This is a genomic window from Streptomyces sp. NPDC048191, from assembly GCF_040652655.1.
Classification (GTDB): domain Bacteria; phylum Actinomycetota; class Actinomycetes; order Streptomycetales; family Streptomycetaceae; genus Streptomyces.
In genome coordinates, this window is sequence record NZ_JBEZMO010000001.1 from 515049 (window position 1) to 530039 (window position 14991).

At 71.6% G+C, this 14991-nt stretch carries 16 protein-coding genes; 10 read left to right on the forward strand and 6 right to left on the reverse strand.

Going from position 1 to position 14991, the window contains the following annotated elements; translation table 11 throughout:
• Window positions 1-74 precede the first annotated feature (74 nt).
• The 3 genes from AB0D93_RS02370 to AB0D93_RS02380 form a co-directional block, all read right to left on the reverse strand.
• Window positions 75-725, reverse strand: coding sequence for a hypothetical protein (locus tag AB0D93_RS02370; protein WP_362111511.1), 651 nt, complete (start codon window positions 723-725; stop codon window positions 75-77).
• A gap of 48 nt (window positions 726-773) precedes the next feature.
• A complete protein-coding gene (locus tag AB0D93_RS02375; RefSeq protein ID WP_362111514.1) occupies window positions 774-1469 on the reverse strand; it encodes a GntR family transcriptional regulator in 696 nt (231 codons plus the stop codon).
• Between the two features lie 87 nt (window positions 1470-1556).
• Window positions 1557-2912, reverse strand: coding sequence for an aspartate aminotransferase family protein (locus tag AB0D93_RS02380; RefSeq protein ID WP_362111517.1), 1356 nt, complete (start codon window positions 2910-2912; stop codon window positions 1557-1559).
• Between the two features lie 246 nt (window positions 2913-3158).
• Between AB0D93_RS02380 and AB0D93_RS02385 the strand changes: the two genes are divergently transcribed.
• Entirely contained in the window at window positions 3159-5210 is a 2052-nt protein-coding gene (locus AB0D93_RS02385; RefSeq protein WP_362111862.1) for a serine/threonine-protein kinase, read from the forward strand.
• Between the two features lie 23 nt (window positions 5211-5233).
• Here the strand turns inward: AB0D93_RS02385 and AB0D93_RS02390 are convergent, their stop codons facing one another.
• Window positions 5234-5983, reverse strand: coding sequence for an SLATT domain-containing protein (locus AB0D93_RS02390; protein ID WP_362111520.1), 750 nt, complete (start codon window positions 5981-5983; stop codon window positions 5234-5236).
• A gap of 264 nt (window positions 5984-6247) precedes the next feature.
• On the opposite strand from AB0D93_RS02390, the gene AB0D93_RS02395 reads away from it, so the two are divergent.
• Genes AB0D93_RS02395 through AB0D93_RS02405 form a run of 3 tightly spaced genes read left to right on the forward strand, consistent with a single transcriptional unit; the run spans window position 6248 to window position 7898 of the window.
• Window positions 6248-6592, forward strand: a complete 345-nt coding sequence (locus AB0D93_RS02395; protein ID WP_362111865.1) for a YbaB/EbfC family nucleoid-associated protein — start codon at window positions 6248-6250, stop codon at window positions 6590-6592.
• Window positions 6593-6643: 51 nt separating this feature from the next.
• Window positions 6644-7243 (forward strand): recombination mediator RecR, encoded by a 600-nt coding sequence (gene recR, locus AB0D93_RS02400; RefSeq protein ID WP_031164801.1) that lies wholly within the window; start codon window positions 6644-6646, stop codon window positions 7241-7243.
• Window positions 7236-7898 (forward strand): DUF5063 domain-containing protein, encoded by a 663-nt coding sequence (locus AB0D93_RS02405; protein ID WP_362111525.1) that lies wholly within the window; start codon window positions 7236-7238, stop codon window positions 7896-7898. The genes recR and AB0D93_RS02405 overlap by 8 nt, the downstream gene beginning before the upstream one ends.
• On the opposite strand, the gene AB0D93_RS02410 is transcribed toward AB0D93_RS02405, so the two are convergent.
• Window positions 7849-8283 (reverse strand): hypothetical protein, encoded by a 435-nt coding sequence (locus AB0D93_RS02410; RefSeq protein ID WP_362111528.1) that lies wholly within the window; start codon window positions 8281-8283, stop codon window positions 7849-7851. The genes AB0D93_RS02405 and AB0D93_RS02410 overlap by 50 nt on opposite strands.
• A gap of 102 nt (window positions 8284-8385) precedes the next feature.
• Here AB0D93_RS02410 and AB0D93_RS02415 point away from each other — a divergent pair, with 102 nt between their 5' ends.
• Entirely contained in the window at window positions 8386-9165 is a 780-nt protein-coding gene (locus AB0D93_RS02415) for a helix-turn-helix transcriptional regulator (RefSeq protein WP_362111868.1), read from the forward strand.
• Window positions 9158-9340: a DUF397 domain-containing protein gene (locus AB0D93_RS02420; RefSeq protein WP_362111531.1), complete on the forward strand. Its 183-nt coding sequence runs from the start codon at window positions 9158-9160 to the stop codon at window positions 9338-9340. The genes AB0D93_RS02415 and AB0D93_RS02420 overlap by 8 nt, the downstream gene beginning before the upstream one ends.
• Window positions 9341-9348: 8 nt before the next feature.
• On the opposite strand, the gene AB0D93_RS02425 is transcribed toward AB0D93_RS02420, so the two are convergent.
• Complete coding sequence (locus AB0D93_RS02425) at window positions 9349-10065, reverse strand: sulfite exporter TauE/SafE family protein (RefSeq protein WP_362111534.1); 717 nt, start codon at window positions 10063-10065, stop codon at window positions 9349-9351.
• Window positions 10066-10277: 212 nt separating this feature from the next.
• Here AB0D93_RS02425 and AB0D93_RS02430 point away from each other — a divergent pair, with 212 nt between their 5' ends.
• From AB0D93_RS02430 to AB0D93_RS02445, 4 genes are all read left to right on the forward strand, one after another.
• Entirely contained in the window at window positions 10278-11549 is a 1272-nt protein-coding gene (locus AB0D93_RS02430) for an aspartate kinase (protein WP_362111537.1), read from the forward strand.
• Complete coding sequence (locus AB0D93_RS02435; protein WP_362111540.1) at window positions 11549-12613, forward strand: aspartate-semialdehyde dehydrogenase; 1065 nt, start codon at window positions 11549-11551, stop codon at window positions 12611-12613. Before AB0D93_RS02430 ends, AB0D93_RS02435 begins: the two co-directional genes overlap by 1 nt.
• A gap of 313 nt (window positions 12614-12926) precedes the next feature.
• Window positions 12927-13610 carry a SigE family RNA polymerase sigma factor gene (locus AB0D93_RS02440; protein WP_362111543.1) on the forward strand — a complete coding sequence of 228 codons (684 nt, stop codon included), beginning with the start codon at window positions 12927-12929 and terminating at the stop codon, window positions 13608-13610.
• Window positions 13611-13738: 128 nt separating this feature from the next.
• Window positions 13739-14947, forward strand: a complete 1209-nt coding sequence (locus tag AB0D93_RS02445; RefSeq protein WP_362111546.1) for a hypothetical protein — start codon at window positions 13739-13741, stop codon at window positions 14945-14947.
• Window positions 14948-14991 lie beyond the last annotated feature (44 nt).

Genomic DNA, 14991 nt, shown 5'->3' on the forward strand with positions numbered 1-14991 from the left:
GCCACCGAACGTAGGCAGGCATTTCCCCCACGGCAAGAACAGGTGGGTGAAATCACACCGGCACGGCCCGGCCCTCAGCTGAACACGATCATGGAGCCCTGTGCCAGGGAGCGGGTCGCCGCCGCGTGCAGTCCCAGCCACACATGCCGTTCGCGGGCGAAGGGGCTGGGATCGTACGGCGCCGGTACGGCCGGCTCCTCCAGCTCCGTGGGAGCCACGGGCGGGGCCGGGGCCGCCGGGGGGTTGGCCGGGTCGATGCCGATCGACGCGGCGACGTACTCCAGTTCGCGCAGCAGCGTCTGGGAGCTGCCCAACGGGCCGCCGCCCGCCAGCAGTTCCTCGTTCGACAGCGGGTCGGGGAAGTCGACCGGAACGTACGCGCCCGCGTGGTCGTAGTGCCACACCAGGTGGGACTGCTGGGCCGTGGACTCGAACATCTCCAGCAACTGTTCGTAGTCGCCCCCGAGTTCGTCCACCGGGGTCACCGGCAGGCCGCAGACCTGGAGCAGGTACGCGCGGCGCAGGAAGTGCAGCGCGTCGTAGTCGAAGCCGGCCACCGGGGCGACCTCGCCGGACAGGCCCGGCATGTACTGGTACACCGGCACCGGTGGCAACCCGGCCTCGGCCAGTGCCTTGTTGTACTGCGCGAGTTCCTCGGCGAACGGGTTGTCCGGGGTGTGGCACAACACGTCCACGAGCGGTACCAGCCACAGGTCACAGGCCAAAGAGAGCTCCTCGCACACAGAAGGTGGTCTGGGAAGGGTACCGGTCACCTACCCGTTGGTCAGGTGTTCCAGCAGCGCCAGTGAGTGGGCGTTGGAGGCGGCGACGATCGTGCGCGCGGTTTCGGCCTCGCGGTGGGCGAGCGCGTCGACCAGGTCGGTGTGCCCGGCCCACAGGCGGCCGCGCAGGTCGGGCAGGCGGAGCAGGTGCTGCACCGCGCAGACCCAGGACTGCACGCGCAGGCGGTTGAGGAAGTCGCCGAGGTAGGGGTTGCCGAACAGGGCGCTGAGCTCGCGCCAGAAGCGCAGGTCGTAGCCGATGAGGACGGGCAGGTCACCGGCCGCCGCCGCCCGCTGGGCCTCCTCGCCGCGCCGCCGCACGGTGACCAGGGCCGCGGCCGTACGCGGGTCCTCCGGCGGGGTGCGGAAGGCCGGGTGGCCGGTGGTGAGGGCCTGGAACATGCCGTCGGTGACCAGGCTGCGGGCCTCGATCATGTTCCGGTAGTCGGCGAGGGAGTACTCGGGCACACGGAAGCCGCGGTGCTGGTCGGACTCCAGGATGCCCTGCGCGGACAACTCGACCAGCGCCTCGCGGACGGGGGTGGCGGAGACACCGTACTGCTCGGCGATCTCCTTGACCGTGAACGCCCGGCCCGGTCGCAGCCGCCCCGCGAGCACCTCGTCACGGAGCGCGTCCGCGATCTGCTGGCGCAGGGTGCTGCGCGTCACGGCGCCGGTGCCGGGCATGGTCGGGGCCTCTCCTCACGCGTGGGTGACGTACTCGCCTCTCTCTTACGAGCACGTCACCTTACGCGTTCGTGGCCTCGGGCCGTACTACTCCGTGTACTCGTCGGCCACGCCCAGCGCCGCGTCCAGGGCGGCCAGGCCCTCCTTCAGTTCGGCCTCGCTGACATTGCACGGCGGGACCACGTGCGTCCGGTTCATGTTCACGAACGGCCAGATGCCCTGCTTCTTGGCGGCCGCCGCGAACGCGGCCATGGGGGCGTTCGCCTCGCCGGCCGCGTTGTACGGCACCAGCGGCTCGCGGGTCTCGCGGTTCTTCACGAGGTCCAGCGCCCAGAACATGCCGACGCCGCGCACCTCGCCGACGCTCGGGTGCCGCTCGGCCAGCTCGGCCAGGGCCGGGCCGACGACCGTCTCGCCGAGCCGCGCGGCGTTCTCGACGACGCCCTCCTCGGCCATCACGTTGATCGTGGCGACGGCGGCGGCGCAGGCCAGCGGGTGCCCGGAGTAGGTCAGACCGCCGGGGTAGGGCCGCTTGCCGAAGGTCTCCGCGATCCTCTGTGAGATGGCGACGCCGCCGAGGGGCACGTAACCGGAGTTCACGCCCTTGGCGAAGGTCATCAGGTCGGGCACGACACCGAAGAGCCCGGCGGCGAACCACTCGCCGGTGCGCCCGAAGCCGGCCATGACCTCGTCCAGGACGAAGACGATCCCGTACTTGTCGCAGATCTCCCGGACGCCGGCCAGATAGCCGGGCGGCGGGACCATGATCCCGGCCGTGCCGGGGATGGTTTCGAGGATGATCGCGGCAACGGTCCCCGGCCCCTCGAAGGCGATCGTCGTCTCCAGGTGCTCCAGGGCGCGTGCGGTCTCCTGCTCCTCGTTCTCGGCGTAGAAGCGGGAGCGGTAGAGGAACGGCGCCCAGAAGTGGACGACGCCCTGCGCGGCGCTGTCGTTCGCCCAGCGGCGCGGGTCACCGGTGATGTTGATCGCCTGCTGGGTGCCGCCGTGGTACGAGCGGTACGCCGAGAGCACCTTCGGGCGGCCCGTGTGCAGCCGGGCCATGCGCACCGCGTGCTCGACGGCGTCGGCGCCGCCGTTGGTGAAGAAGATCTTGTCCAGGTCGCCGGGGGTCCGCTCGGCGATCAGCCGGGCCGCCTCCGAGCGCGCCTCGATCGCGAAGGCGGGCGCGAAGGTGGTCATCCGGGCCGCCTGCTCCTGGATGGCGGCGACGACCTTCGGGTGCTGGTAGCCGATGTTCGTGTAGACCAGCCCGCTGGTGAAGTCCAGGTACCGCTTGCCGTCGTAGTCCCAAAAGTACGACCCCTCGGCGCCGGCGACGGCGAGCGGGTCGATGAGGTCCTGGGCGGACCAGGAGTGGAAGACGTGCGCGCGGTCCGCGGCCTTGACTGCGGCGCCGGCGTCGGGGTTGGGCTGAGGGGTCATGCTTGCGAGCCTAAATGTCCGCGATGCGGAAGGCCTATCGGCGTCTTGTTCCGTGGACGGGGGCTTTCCGCGACAGGTTGTCGACGGGGCGGCGCCGCCGGAGCGGTCGCCGGCGGGCCCGGGCGGGGCGGGAACGCCCGTTACGGAACCGTAGACGGCGGGCCGCGCGACTGCCTCCGGGGCCGGACTATTCTCGGTCCGATGCACACGTATGCGACGTGTGTCCAGGGGGAGGGCGGGGCTGCCATGGAGAAGCTGGGGGCGGGGGATCCGCAGCTCATCGGTGCTTACCGGCTGCTGGCGCGGCTGGGCGCGGGCGGCATGGGAGAGGTGTACCTGGCCCGGTCGGACCGGGGCCGTACCGTCGCGGTGAAACTGGTCCGCGAGGAACTCGCCGCACAGGAGGCGTTCCGTGCGCGCTTCCGGCAGGAGGTGCGGGCCGCGCGGCAGGTCGGCGGGTACTGGACCGCGCCCGTGCTGGACGCGGACACCGAGGCGGCGGTGCCGTGGGTGGCCACCGGGTACGTCGCCGGGCCGAGCCTGCAGCAGGTGGTCGGCCATGACCACGGCGCGCTGCCCGAGCGGTCGGTACGGATCCTCGCGGCGGGGCTCGCGCACGCGCTGAAGGACATCCACGCGGCCGGGATCGTGCACCGGGATCTGAAGCCGTCGAACGTGCTCGTCACCATCGACGGGCCGCGGGTCATCGACTTCGGCATCGCGCGGGCGCTGGAGACGACCTCGCTGGGCGGGGAGGGGCTGACCCGGACCGGGTCGCTGGTCGGGTCGCCGGGGTTCATGGCGCCCGAGCAGGTGCGGGGGGACCGGATCACGCCGGCGTGCGACGTCTTCTGCCTCGGGTCCGTGCTGGCGTACGCGGCGACCGGCTCGCTGCCCTTCGGGAACGCCAACAGCGGGGTGCACGCGCTGATGTTCCGGATCGCCCAGGAGGAGCCGGACCTGGAGGGGGTGCCGGAGGGGATCGCCGACCTGGTGCGGGACTGCCTGCGCAAGGACCCGGCGGCCCGGCCCTCGCTGGACGCCCTGCTGGAGCGGACGGGGGCGGAGGACACCGTGTCCGGGGGAAGGTCCCGGGACCCCTGGCTGCCGGGCGCGCTGGTCGCCCAACTCGGCCGGCACGCTGTGCAGTTGCTGGAGGTCGAGGCTCCGGAGGGAAATGGGGCGGCGACCTCGGGCGCGGGCGCGGGTGCGGGTGAGCCGGGGAGTGGCGCCCGCCCTGCGGCCGGGTCCGGTTTCCCACCGGCACCACCGGCAACACCGGCAACAGCGGCACCACCGGCAACACCGGCAACAGCGGCACCACCGGCACCACCGGCGTCACCCGTGCAGCCGTCGTCGTCGGGTGCGGGTGGGCCCGGTGGGGGTGCTGTGGCGTCGCCGAGTGTTGGAGGGGGCGGGGCCGGCGGTGATGGAGCCGGGGGCTCGCCCGAGCATGCCGCGGTGTCCGATGACGGAAAGGGCGGTGGTGCCGTCGGTCACCTGCCCACCGTCACCTCCGGTCCGACCCCGCCGCCCGGAACGCCGCCGGCGGCTCCCGGGCCCTACGTGTACGCCCAGCCGCACCCCCGGACGTATCCCCAGACCCATCCGCAGAGCTACCCCCAGCCGTCGTACAACCCCTACGGCGGCGGCCTCGGGTCCACGCCGCCGTACGGGCCGCCGCCCGGGGTCGGGGAGCAGGCGCCGGAGCGGCACGGTGGGCGGTCCACCGCGCTGCTCGTCGTGATCGCGCTGGTGGTGGCGCTGGGCGCGGGCGGGACCGTGTACGCGCTGATGAAGAACGGCGGGACCGACGACAAGGGCGGAGGGGCCGCCTCTCCCGCGCCCGCCACGAGCTCCGGCACGGCGACCGACGGGACCTCGGGAGCGCCGAGCCCGGCCGGTTCGTCGCCGTCCGCGTCCTCCTCCGCCCCCTCGGACGGAGCGGTCCCGGACGCCTATCTGGGCACCTGGGAGACGACGATCGAGAACGCCGACGGCACCAACACCCGCCAACTGACCATCCGGCAGGGCAAGGTGGGCGACAGCGTGCTGACCCTCGTCGCGGACGGGCCGACGAACGGCGGTGGGACGTACCACTGCGTCTTCGCGGCCGAGCTCACCCAACAGCCGGGCGCCGACGGCCCGTTGGAGATCGGCCCGTCCACCGTCACCAGCGGTGAGCCCGCCTCCTCCTGCTCCCCGGGCGAGGCCACCGAGGTCACCCTGCTGCCGGACGGCACGCTGAGGCGGGCGAAGGCGAACGGCGGGGAGAGCCTGACGTACACCAAGCAGTGAGGGGCGAGTGCCCCCGACGGCGGCTACCGGGGTTCCGGCGGCCGCTGCCTGGGCATGTTCGGGCGGGTCCCGTTGGCCGGCGGCAGCGGGAAGCGGCCACCGGAGCCCGTTGCCTCCTGCCGCGGCACGTACGCCACGGCCGCCTGGATCCCCAGCGGCGCGGACCCGGTCCGGAACTCCACCATCCAGTCGGTCGTCTCGGTGCGCACCAGTTCCGTCATGTCCTCCGTGAAGCGCCGCAGCACCCCCAGGCACCGGTCGGCCGCCTCGCTCGCCGTGCCCTCCGCGGGCCCCAGCACCTCCCGGATGCTCTCGGAGGCCCAGTCGAACTGCAGCGCCTGCAGCCGCCGCTGCACCGCCTGCGCGGTGGCCACGTCCCGCATCCAGCCCGACGTCACGCCGAAGTACCGGTCGATGCCGACGCAGGAGACCGCGAGCAGCAGCGCCAGACAGCCCCAGGGTGCCACCCCGTCGACCGCCCCGGTCAGGTCCAGCAGCGGCAGCGCGGCGCCGGCCACCGCGCCCGCGGCCGCGCCCGAGCGCAGCACCTGGGCGCCGCGCCGCTTCCACACCCGGTCCCGCAGGTACCAGGACGCCGTCTGCAGTGCCCCGCGCTCCACCCATCGGTACAGCTCGTCGAGCCGCTCGGCGGGCTCGCCCCAGTCGCCGAGCGGAAAGGCCCGCCCGGTCAGGTCGCCCGGCCGCAGCCCGGCCGCGTCCTCGTCACGCCCGTCCTGTGGCGGACCCTCGGGCTGCATCTCCGGCTGACCCACCCGGCACTCCCTACTGATCCTCGATCACCGATCACAACCCGGTCACGTTGCGTGACATTCCATGCCGAATTCCATGACGACGCGGGGCACCCTTCCTACCGCCCAATGGGTGGCGAAGAAGGAGCTTTCCCAGCTTTTCCGCTCGGAAGAGGGCCTTGATCAGGTATAGGGCTGCCCTGGTTCTCACTCGAAAGAGTGGCGGGGCGACGGGCGCGTGGACCACGTAGTCTCGTGCACAAGGAGAAGAACGTAGAGGAGCTGATCGTGATCCCCGGTGGTGGCCAGCCCAACATGCAGCAGTTGCTCCAGCAGGCCCAGAAGATGCAACAGGATCTGCAGCGGGCGCAAGCGGAACTGGCGGACACGGAGGTGGACGGCCAGGCGGGCGGCGGTCTGGTGAGGGCGACCGTGACCGGCGCGGGCGAGCTGCGCGCGCTGAGGATCGACCCGAAGGCGGTCGACCCGGAGGACACCGAGACCCTCGCCGACCTGATCGTCGCGGCCGTACAGGCGGCCAACGAGAACGCGCAGACGCTCCAGCAGCAGAAGCTCGGCCCGCTGGCCCAGGGCCTCGGCGGCGGCACGGGCATCCCCGGTCTGCCGTTCTGAGGCCGGGCCAACTACGGTACGTACCGAAAGGTCTCCAGGAAGGGCAGTCCGTTGTACGAAGGCGTGGTCCAGGACCTCATCGACGAGCTGGGGCGGTTGCCCGGCGTCGGTCCCAAGAGCGCGCAGCGGATCGCCTTCCACATCCTGCAGGCCGAGCCGACGGACGTGAAGCGCCTCGCCCAGGCCCTCCTGGAGGTGAAGGCGAAGGTCCGCTTCTGCGCGACGTGCGGGAACGTCGCGCAGGAGGAGCTGTGCAACATCTGCCGCGACCCGCGCCGCGACCCTTCGGTGATCTGCGTCGTCGAGGAACCGAAGGACGTGGTGGCCATCGAGCGCACCCGTGAGTTCCGGGGCCGCTACCACGTCCTGGGCGGCGCGATCAGCCCGATCGAGGGTGTGGGCCCCGACGACCTGCGTATACGAGAACTTCTCGCGCGGTTGGCCGACGGGACGGTCACGGAGCTGATCCTTGCCACGGATCCCAATCTGGAGGGCGAGGCCACGGCCACCTATCTCGCCCGCATGATCAAACCCATGGGCCTGAAGGTCACCCGCCTGGCCAGCGGCCTCCCGGTGGGTGGCGACCTGGAATACGCGGACGAGGTCACCCTCGGCCGCGCCTTCGAGGGGAGACGACTCCTAGATGTCTGACGCCACACTGCACGCGACCGGTCGGAACCCGGACGACTTCGCGGTCCAGATCGCGGACCAGATCGAGAGCTTCCTGGTGGCCGTCACGGAGGTGGCGAGGGGCGACGAGCCGGGCTCGACGGTCCCCTTCCTCCTCCTGGAGGTCTCCCAGCTCCTGCTGGCCGGCGGCCGCCTCGGCGCGCACGAGGACATCGTCCCCGACGAGCGCTACGAGCCCGACCTGGGCCCCGAGCCGGACGTGGACGAGCTCCGCGAGAACCTGGCCCGGCTCCTCGACCCGGTCGACGTCTACTCCGAGGTCTTCGACCCGTACGAGCCCCGCAAGGCGCCGGTGCCGGCCCGGATCTCCGACGACATCGCGGACCTCATCACCGACCTGCGCCACGGCATGGCCCACTACCGTTCGGGCCGTACCACGGAGGCCCTGTGGTGGTGGCAGTTCTCCTACTTCTCCAACTGGGGCCCCACCGCCTCCGCCGTCCTGCGCGCCCTGCAGTCGGTCCTCATCCACGTCCGCCTCGACCAGCCCCTGGAAGAGCTCGACGGCCTCGACACCGACCAGGCCACGATGGGCGACGAGACCCTGGAGTTCGAGGCGGGGCGGGTCATGGCGGAGGAGATCGGCGGACAACTGGGGGTCCGGCAGGGGAAGTGACCGCGCGCAGCGCCTCCGCGTCGACGTACGGCGCGCTCGGCGTCGGCTCGCTGTACCAGCGCAGGGGCCAGGTGTCGCCGTCCAGCGCCGGAACGCCGACGTAGGTGACGGTCCGGTCGCCGCGCCGGCCGAAGTACTGCACCCCGAGCGGCCAGTCGTAGCGGTGTACGACCCCGGGCCGCAGCAGGAAGTACACCCACCGCGCCCCGCTGCCGCCGGCGCACACGATGGGCCCCGCGTCGTCGTCCTCGCGCTCGATCAGGGATTCGGCGACGGCCTCGCCCCATCTCCCCTCGATCCGCACGGCGTCGAAGTGCACGCCGGCCACGCGCAGGCGGTGCCCGCGCAGGGGGACCCAGGCGGGCCGGTGAATTCCGTTCGTCATGGTCACACGGTGGCTTCCGGGTCGCTACGCTCGGTAGTGACTCGGGTGCTACACGTCGAGGTGTACCGGTCGGAGGTGCGTACGGTGTCCCAGTCGCCGCCCATGTGGCGCTTCAGCGGCAACCAGATGAAACGCTGGCGCACGAAGGCCAACGTCAGCCGCGAGCAGTTGGCCGCCGCCGCGAACTACTCCCCGGACACCATCAAGGCGATGGAGCAGGGGGTGCGGATGCCGACGCCCCGAGTCCTGGACGCGGCGGACGAGTTGTGCCGGGCTGAGGGGTTGCTGAGCGCGGCGAAGGAGTACCTCAGCAGGGAGAAGTTCCCGCCCAGGGCTCAGGAGTTCATGGAGCGGGAGAGGGAGGCGATTGGCCTCTGGTGGTACGAGACGATGCTGCTACCCGGCCTGTTGCAGACCGAGGCGTACGCACGCGCGCTCATCGAGAGCCGTTACCCGCCACTCCACGAGGAGATGGTCGAGCAACGGATCGCGGCGCGGATGGAACGACAGGCGATCCTGACTGGCAGGAAGCCGCCGGTGGCTCTCAGCTTCGTTGTTCACGAGGCAGCCCTGCGGGGCCCGTTCGTCGACACTGGCCAACTGCGCCACCTTCTGGAGGTCTCCGGCCTGCGGAACGTCGACCTGCAAGTGCTGCCGTTCGAACGGGCCACCAGCGATGCGCACTTGGGCCCCATGGTCCTGCTGGAAGACCGAGAACACGAGTGGTTCGCCTTCACGGAAGGCCCGCTTGCCAGCGAACTCACGGCCGATCCGGAGCTTGTCAGCCGGGTGACAGGACGGCTTAGCATGATCCGCGCACAGGCCCTCAGCGCCGCTGAGTCTGCCCGTTTCATCGAGCGGATGGTGGATCGCCATGACTGACCAGCTCACATGGTTCAAGTCGAGCTACAGCGACAACGAGGGCGGAGCCTGCGTCGAAGTCGCGTTCTCCACCACCGTCCACGTCCGCGACTCCAAGAACCACACCGGCCCCGTACTCCACCTCCCCGTCCCCACCTGGTCGGCATTCGTCTCCGCGCTCCGGCGTGAAGCCTGAACTCGGGTTCACAGCCCCCACAGCCCCTTCGTCATCGCCGTCGCGCCGCCCGCCAGGGCCAGCAACAGGACCAGCCGGCGGGCCCGGTGCTCCGGAATGCGGCCGGCGATCGCGTTGCCGGTCAGCGCGCCGCAGGCCATCGCGGCGCAGACGGCCGCCCACTGAACGCCGGACAGGCGTGGCGTGCCGTTCGCCGCGATCGAGAAGGCGTTGACGGCGACGCCGTAGAACTGGGCGTTGGGCACGAACTCCCGTACCGTCCAGCCCGCGTTGAGGGCGTAGAGGGAGACGGGTGGGCCGCCGACGCCCGCCGCCGCGTTCATGAAGCCGCCCAGCGCGCCCGCCGTCACGGCCCCCTTGCCGCCGCCGAGAGCCGGGACCCGGGCGCCGCGCATCACCAGCAGGACGGCCGCCGTCACCAGGGAGCCCATCACCAACAGCAGGACCGGTCGCGGGAGTTGGCGGGTCATCCAGGCGCCCAGCGGCACCGTGCAGGCCGCCGCGGCGCACAGCGGGACCATCGCCGCCGCGCGGACGCGGCGCCAGCCGCCCACGAGGCCGACGACGCTGATGACGCCGGCGGCGCAGTTGGCGAGCACCACCCCCTCGGCGGGGCCGAGCAGCAGCACCAGCGCCGGGACGGCGACCAGGGCGAAGCCCATGCCGGTCAGCCACTGCACGCAGCCGCCGAGCAGGACGATCGCCGCGAGCAGGATCTCCGTCATGCCGTACCCCCCGTACCGTCATGCCCGTGCCGCTGGTGGTTGAAATTTAATGCAGGGGCCACTGTGACCCGGGGCACTTTCCGCGTGGTGAGCGGCAGGCTGGGCAGGTGCGGGTCACGGACGGCCGATGTCTCACCATGCGGGAGCAGGGTGGTGGAATTCGGGCGCTCGATAGACTGAGCCGACACAAACGAACCGAGCGAGGAGCGCACGTGGGCCTTGTCGTGCAGAAGTACGGAGGCTCCTCCGTAGCCGATGCCGAGGGCATCAAGCGCGTCGCCAAGCGGATCGTGGAAGCGAAGAAGAACGGCAACCAGGTTGTCGTCGTCGTTTCCGCGATGGGCGACACGACGGACGAGCTGATCGATCTCGCCGAACAGGTTTCTCCGATGCCTGCCGGGCGTGAATTCGACATGCTGCTGACCGCCGGAGAGCGGATCTCCATGGCCCTGCTGGCGATGGCGATCAAAAACCTGGGCCACGAGGCCCAGTCGTTCACCGGCAGCCAGGCCGGCGTCATCACCGACTCGGTCCACAACAAAGCCCGGATCATCGACGTGACGCCGGGCCGGATCCGGGACTCGCTCGACAAGGGCAACATCGCCATCGTCGCCGGGTTCCAGGGCGTCAGCGCCGACAAGAAGGACATCACCACGCTCGGCCGCGGTGGGTCCGACACGACGGCCGTGGCGCTCGCCGCCGCGCTCGACGCCGAGGTCTGCGAGATCTACACCGACGTCGACGGCGTGTTCACCGCCGACCCGCGCGTGGTGAAGAAGGCGAAGAAGATCGACTGGATCTCCTTCGAGGACATGCTGGAGCTGGCCGCGTCCGGTTCCAAGGTGCTGCTCCACCGCTGTGTGGAGTACGCCCGCCGCTACAACATCCCGATCCATGTCCGGTCCAGCTTCAGTGGACTGCAGGGCACCTGGGTCAGCAGTGAGCCGATTGGGGACAAGCAGGTGGAGCAGGCCATCATCTCCGGTGTCGCGCACGACACCTCCGAGGCCAAGATCACGGTCGTCGGCGTGCCGGACAAGCCGGGTGAGGCCGCCGCGATCTTCCGGACCATCGCCGATGCCGAGATCAACATCGACATGGTCGTGCAGAACGTGTCCGCCGCCTCCACCGGACTGACGGACATCTCCTTCACGCTGCCGAAGACCGAGGGCCGCAAGGCCATCGACGCACTGGAGAAGAACCGGCCGGGCATCGGCTTCGACTCGCTGCGCTACGACGACCAGATCGGCAAGATCTCGCTGGTCGGCGCGGGTATGAAGACCAACCCGGGCGTCACCGCCTCGTTCTTCGAGGCGCTCTCCGACGCGGGCGTGAACATCGAGCTGATCTCGACGTCCGAGATCCGTATCTCGGTCGTCACCCGCAAGGACGACGTGCCGGAGGCGGTCCGCGCCGTGCACACCGCCTTCGGACTCGACTCCGACACCGACGAGGCCGTGGTCTACGGGGGCACGGGCCGGTAATGGCACCGACCGGCAAGCCGACGCTCGCGGTCGTGGGAGCGACCGGGGCAGTCGGCGCGGTCATGCTCCAGATCCTGTCCCAGCGCGCGGACATCTGGGGCGAGATCCGCCTGCTCGCCTCCCCGCGCTCGGCCGGCCGCAAGCTGGCCGTGCGGGGGGAGGAGGTCGAGGTGGCGGCCCTGAGTGAGGAGGCCTTCGACGGGGTCGACATCGCGATGTTCGACGTCCCGGACGAGGTCGCCGCGCACTGGGCGCCGATCGCCGCAGCGCGCGGCGTGGTCGTCGTCGACAACTCCGCCGCCTTCCGGCTGGACCCCGAGGTGCCGCTCGTGGTGCCCGAGGTCAACCCGCACGCCGTACGGGTGCGCCCGCGCGGGATCGTGGCCAACCCCAACTGCACGACCCTGACGATGATCGTCGCCCTGGGCGCGCTGCACGCCGAGTTCGGGCTGCGTGAGCTGGTGGTGTCGTCGTACCAGGCGGTGAGCGGGGCCGGGCGGGCCGGTGTGGACGCGCTGCGGGCCCAGCTGTCCCTGGTGGCCGGGACCGAGCTGGGCACCAAGCCCGGTGACGTGCGGCGGGCCGTCGGGGAGGACACCGGGCCGTTCCCGGAGCCGGTGGCGCTGAACGTCGTCCCGTGGGCCGGATCGCTCAGGGAGGACGGCTGGTCGTCGGAGGAGATGAAGGTCCGCGACGAGTCCCGCAAGATCCTCGGGCTGCCCAGGCTGCCGGTCGCGGTGACCTGTGTGCGGGTTCCGGTGATCACCACCCACTCCCTGACCGTGCACGCCCGCTTCCAGGGCGAGGTGACGGTCGACCGTGCCCGGGAGATCCTCGCCACCGCCCCCGGTGTGGTGCTGTGCGACGACCCGGCCGCCGGCGAGTACCCCACCCCGGCGGACGTCGTGGGCACCGACCCGACCTGGGTGGGCCGGCTGCGGCGGGCCCTGGACGACCCGACCGCGCTCGAACTCTTCGTGTGCGGCGACAACCTCCGCAAGGGCGCCGCGCTGAACACCGCGCAGATCGCGGAGCTGGTCGCGGCCGAGTGGGCCGACCGCTGACACCGGCATTACAAGAACTTTGTAGGATCTGTGTAAGAGGTGTGGCCGGAAGCATGGTCCAATCCACTTGAACCATTGCTCTGGGCAACAGAGGATTTCCCTCCCCGTCCCCGCAACCGTGCGGAGGGCGGGGAGCGTCTTTGCGGTCACTCTTCGGGCGTGGGGACGCCGACGGGCGGGGTGTGGGGACGCCCGCCCATATCAGACATAGGGGAAGAGCGGGACGCATGACGGCATTTGAGGCACCTCCGGTCGTCGCACATGTGACGCCCGGCACGTACAACCCTGGCGGGGGTAGACGTGTCCAACTGGCGTGGCAGAGGTACTCGAACTCAGCGCGGCCCGCGGCACGGCGGCCCTTCGGCCGCCCCGTGCGGCGCTCCGGCCCCGCACGCCCGGCGGCATGCCGGTGATCGCGCCCATGCCCGCAGCGCGGCCCGCCCGCATACCCAGTCAGCGTGACGGCTCCGAGGAGGCCGCGGCGACCGAGGCGACCGCGGTCGCCGGGACGACCGTCGACCATCTCACCGAGACCTACCGGGCGCACTACCGCTCCCTGCTGGGCCTCGCCGCGCTGCTCCTCGACGACACCGCCTCCTGCGAGGACGTCGTCCAGGAGGCCTTCATCCGCGTGCACTCGGCCCGCAAACGCGTCCGCGACCCCGAGAAGACCCTCGCCTACCTGCGCCAGACGGTGGTCAACCTCTCCCGGTCCACGCTGCGCCGCCGCATCCTCGGCCTGAAGCTGCTCTCCAAGCCGATGCCGGACATGGCGAGCGCCGAGGAGGGCGCCTACGACCAGCTGGAGCGCCGCGACCTCATCAAGGCGATGAAGGGCCTGCAGCGCCGCCAGCGCGAGGTCCTGGTCCTGCGCTACTTCGCGGACATGACCGAGGCCCAGGTCGCCGAGACCCTCGGGATCTCGCTGGGCTCGGTGAAGGCCTACGGCTCGCGGGGCATCGCCGCGCTGCGGGTGGCCATGGGGGCACCGGCATGAGCGAGCGCGCCCAAGGGGGCGATTCCGATGAACGCCACTCCCACGAACGTCACGAACCCTTCGCCTGGCACGAGCCGACGGAGCGGGACGAGCAAGAGCACAAGTCATCGCACGCTGGGAACGGAACTGTGAACCACGGCCCCGACGAGAAGGGTCCCGAGGGGCTCGACCAGGGCCCCGACGGGCGCGACCGAGGCCCCGCCGGATTCGGCCAGGGTTCCGACGGACCCGAACCGGGCGCGGACCGGCCCGGCGCCGACCCCCACGGGCCGGCCACCGGCGGGCTCGGCATCGACGAGCCGGACACCGACGGGCTGGACAACGACGAGCTGGCCCTGCGCCGGCTGCTGCACTCCGCGGTCGACGACATCGAGGCGCGCACCGGCACGCTGGAGCATCTGCGCCGGGCCGTCCCCGCGCGGCGGGCCCGCAAGCGGCAGGCCGCCGTCGGCATGGCCGCCGCGGCCCTGTTCATCGGCACCGCGATCCCCGCCCTCGTGCACGTCTCCGACTCCGGCGGCGGCGACCCCAACACCGCCATGGCGGGCCAGTCCTCCCAGGCCCAGGGCGGCACCGGGCAGGGCAAGGACAAGGGCGGCGACACGGGCGGCCGGAAGGGCGACGGCAGCACGAGCGTCAAGCCCGGCAAGGAGTCCGGCAAGCCCGGACAGAAGAACAGGCCCGGCGGCGGCTCCACCGGCTCCACCGACGGCGCCAACCCCTCCGCCACCCTGTCCGCGGGCAGCGTCCCGTCGTGCACGACGACCCAGCTGGGCTCCGCCACCGGCACCGCCGACGCCCCCGACACCGCGGGCGTGGTCTATGGCACGTTCCGCGTCGTCAACGTCTCCACCACGGCCTGCACCGTCGACGGCGCGGGCACCATCACCCCGACCGCGATGGGCGCGGCCGACCAGACCAAGATCAGTACCGCGCGGCACGTGGCCGGGGACGCGGCGACCGGCCTGCCCGACCCCTCGCTGGAGGTCACCGGACTGGTCCTGCAGCCCGGCGCGGCCTACGAGGAGAAGTTCGCCTTCGTACCCTCGCAGACCTGCCCCACCACCGGCGGCGACAGCAACACCGGCGGCACGGACACCGGCGGTGCCTCACCGGATCCGTCGCCCACCCCGGAAGCGGGCGCCACCGGCGGTTCGGCGGACGGCGGGAGCACGTCGTCGGGCACCACGACCCAGCTGATGACCGAGGACGGCACGGCGGACGGCAGCGTGCAGATCACCCACACCGCGCAGGGGGGCTCGCCCTCGGCCACGGCGACGGTGCCGGGGGAGTGCGCGGGGACGGTCATCTTCACCGGGGTGCTGGCGGGGGCGTAGCGGTAGCGCCGCCCTCGCGGGCAGTCGTGCTCCGGCGCCGCTCC

What these genes read in the sequence shown, in the direction of transcription:
- AB0D93_RS02385 (WP_362111862.1), top strand. Translation starts at nt 3,159, where the DNA reads ATGGAGAAGCTGGGGGCGGGGGATCCGCAGCTCATCGGTGCTTACCGG.
- AB0D93_RS02420 (WP_362111531.1), top strand. Translation starts at nt 9,158, where the DNA reads ATGACTGACCAGCTCACATGGTTCAAGTCGAGCTACAGCGACAACGAG.
- AB0D93_RS02375 (WP_362111514.1), bottom strand. Translation starts at nt 1,469, where the DNA reads ATGCCCGGCACCGGCGCCGTGACGCGCAGCACCCTGCGCCAGCAGATC.
- AB0D93_RS02380 (WP_362111517.1), bottom strand. Translation starts at nt 2,912, where the DNA reads ATGACCCCTCAGCCCAACCCCGACGCCGGCGCCGCAGTCAAGGCCGCG.
- AB0D93_RS02405 (WP_362111525.1), top strand. Translation starts at nt 7,236, where the DNA reads ATGTCTGACGCCACACTGCACGCGACCGGTCGGAACCCGGACGACTTC.
- AB0D93_RS02425 (WP_362111534.1), bottom strand. Translation starts at nt 10,065, where the DNA reads ATGACGGAGATCCTGCTCGCGGCGATCGTCCTGCTCGGCGGCTGCGTG.
- AB0D93_RS02415 (WP_362111868.1), top strand. Translation starts at nt 8,386, where the DNA reads ATGTGGCGCTTCAGCGGCAACCAGATGAAACGCTGGCGCACGAAGGCC.
- AB0D93_RS02435 (WP_362111540.1), top strand. Translation starts at nt 11,549, where the DNA reads ATGGCACCGACCGGCAAGCCGACGCTCGCGGTCGTGGGAGCGACCGGG.
- AB0D93_RS02410 (WP_362111528.1), bottom strand. Translation starts at nt 8,283, where the DNA reads ATGACGAACGGAATTCACCGGCCCGCCTGGGTCCCCCTGCGCGGGCAC.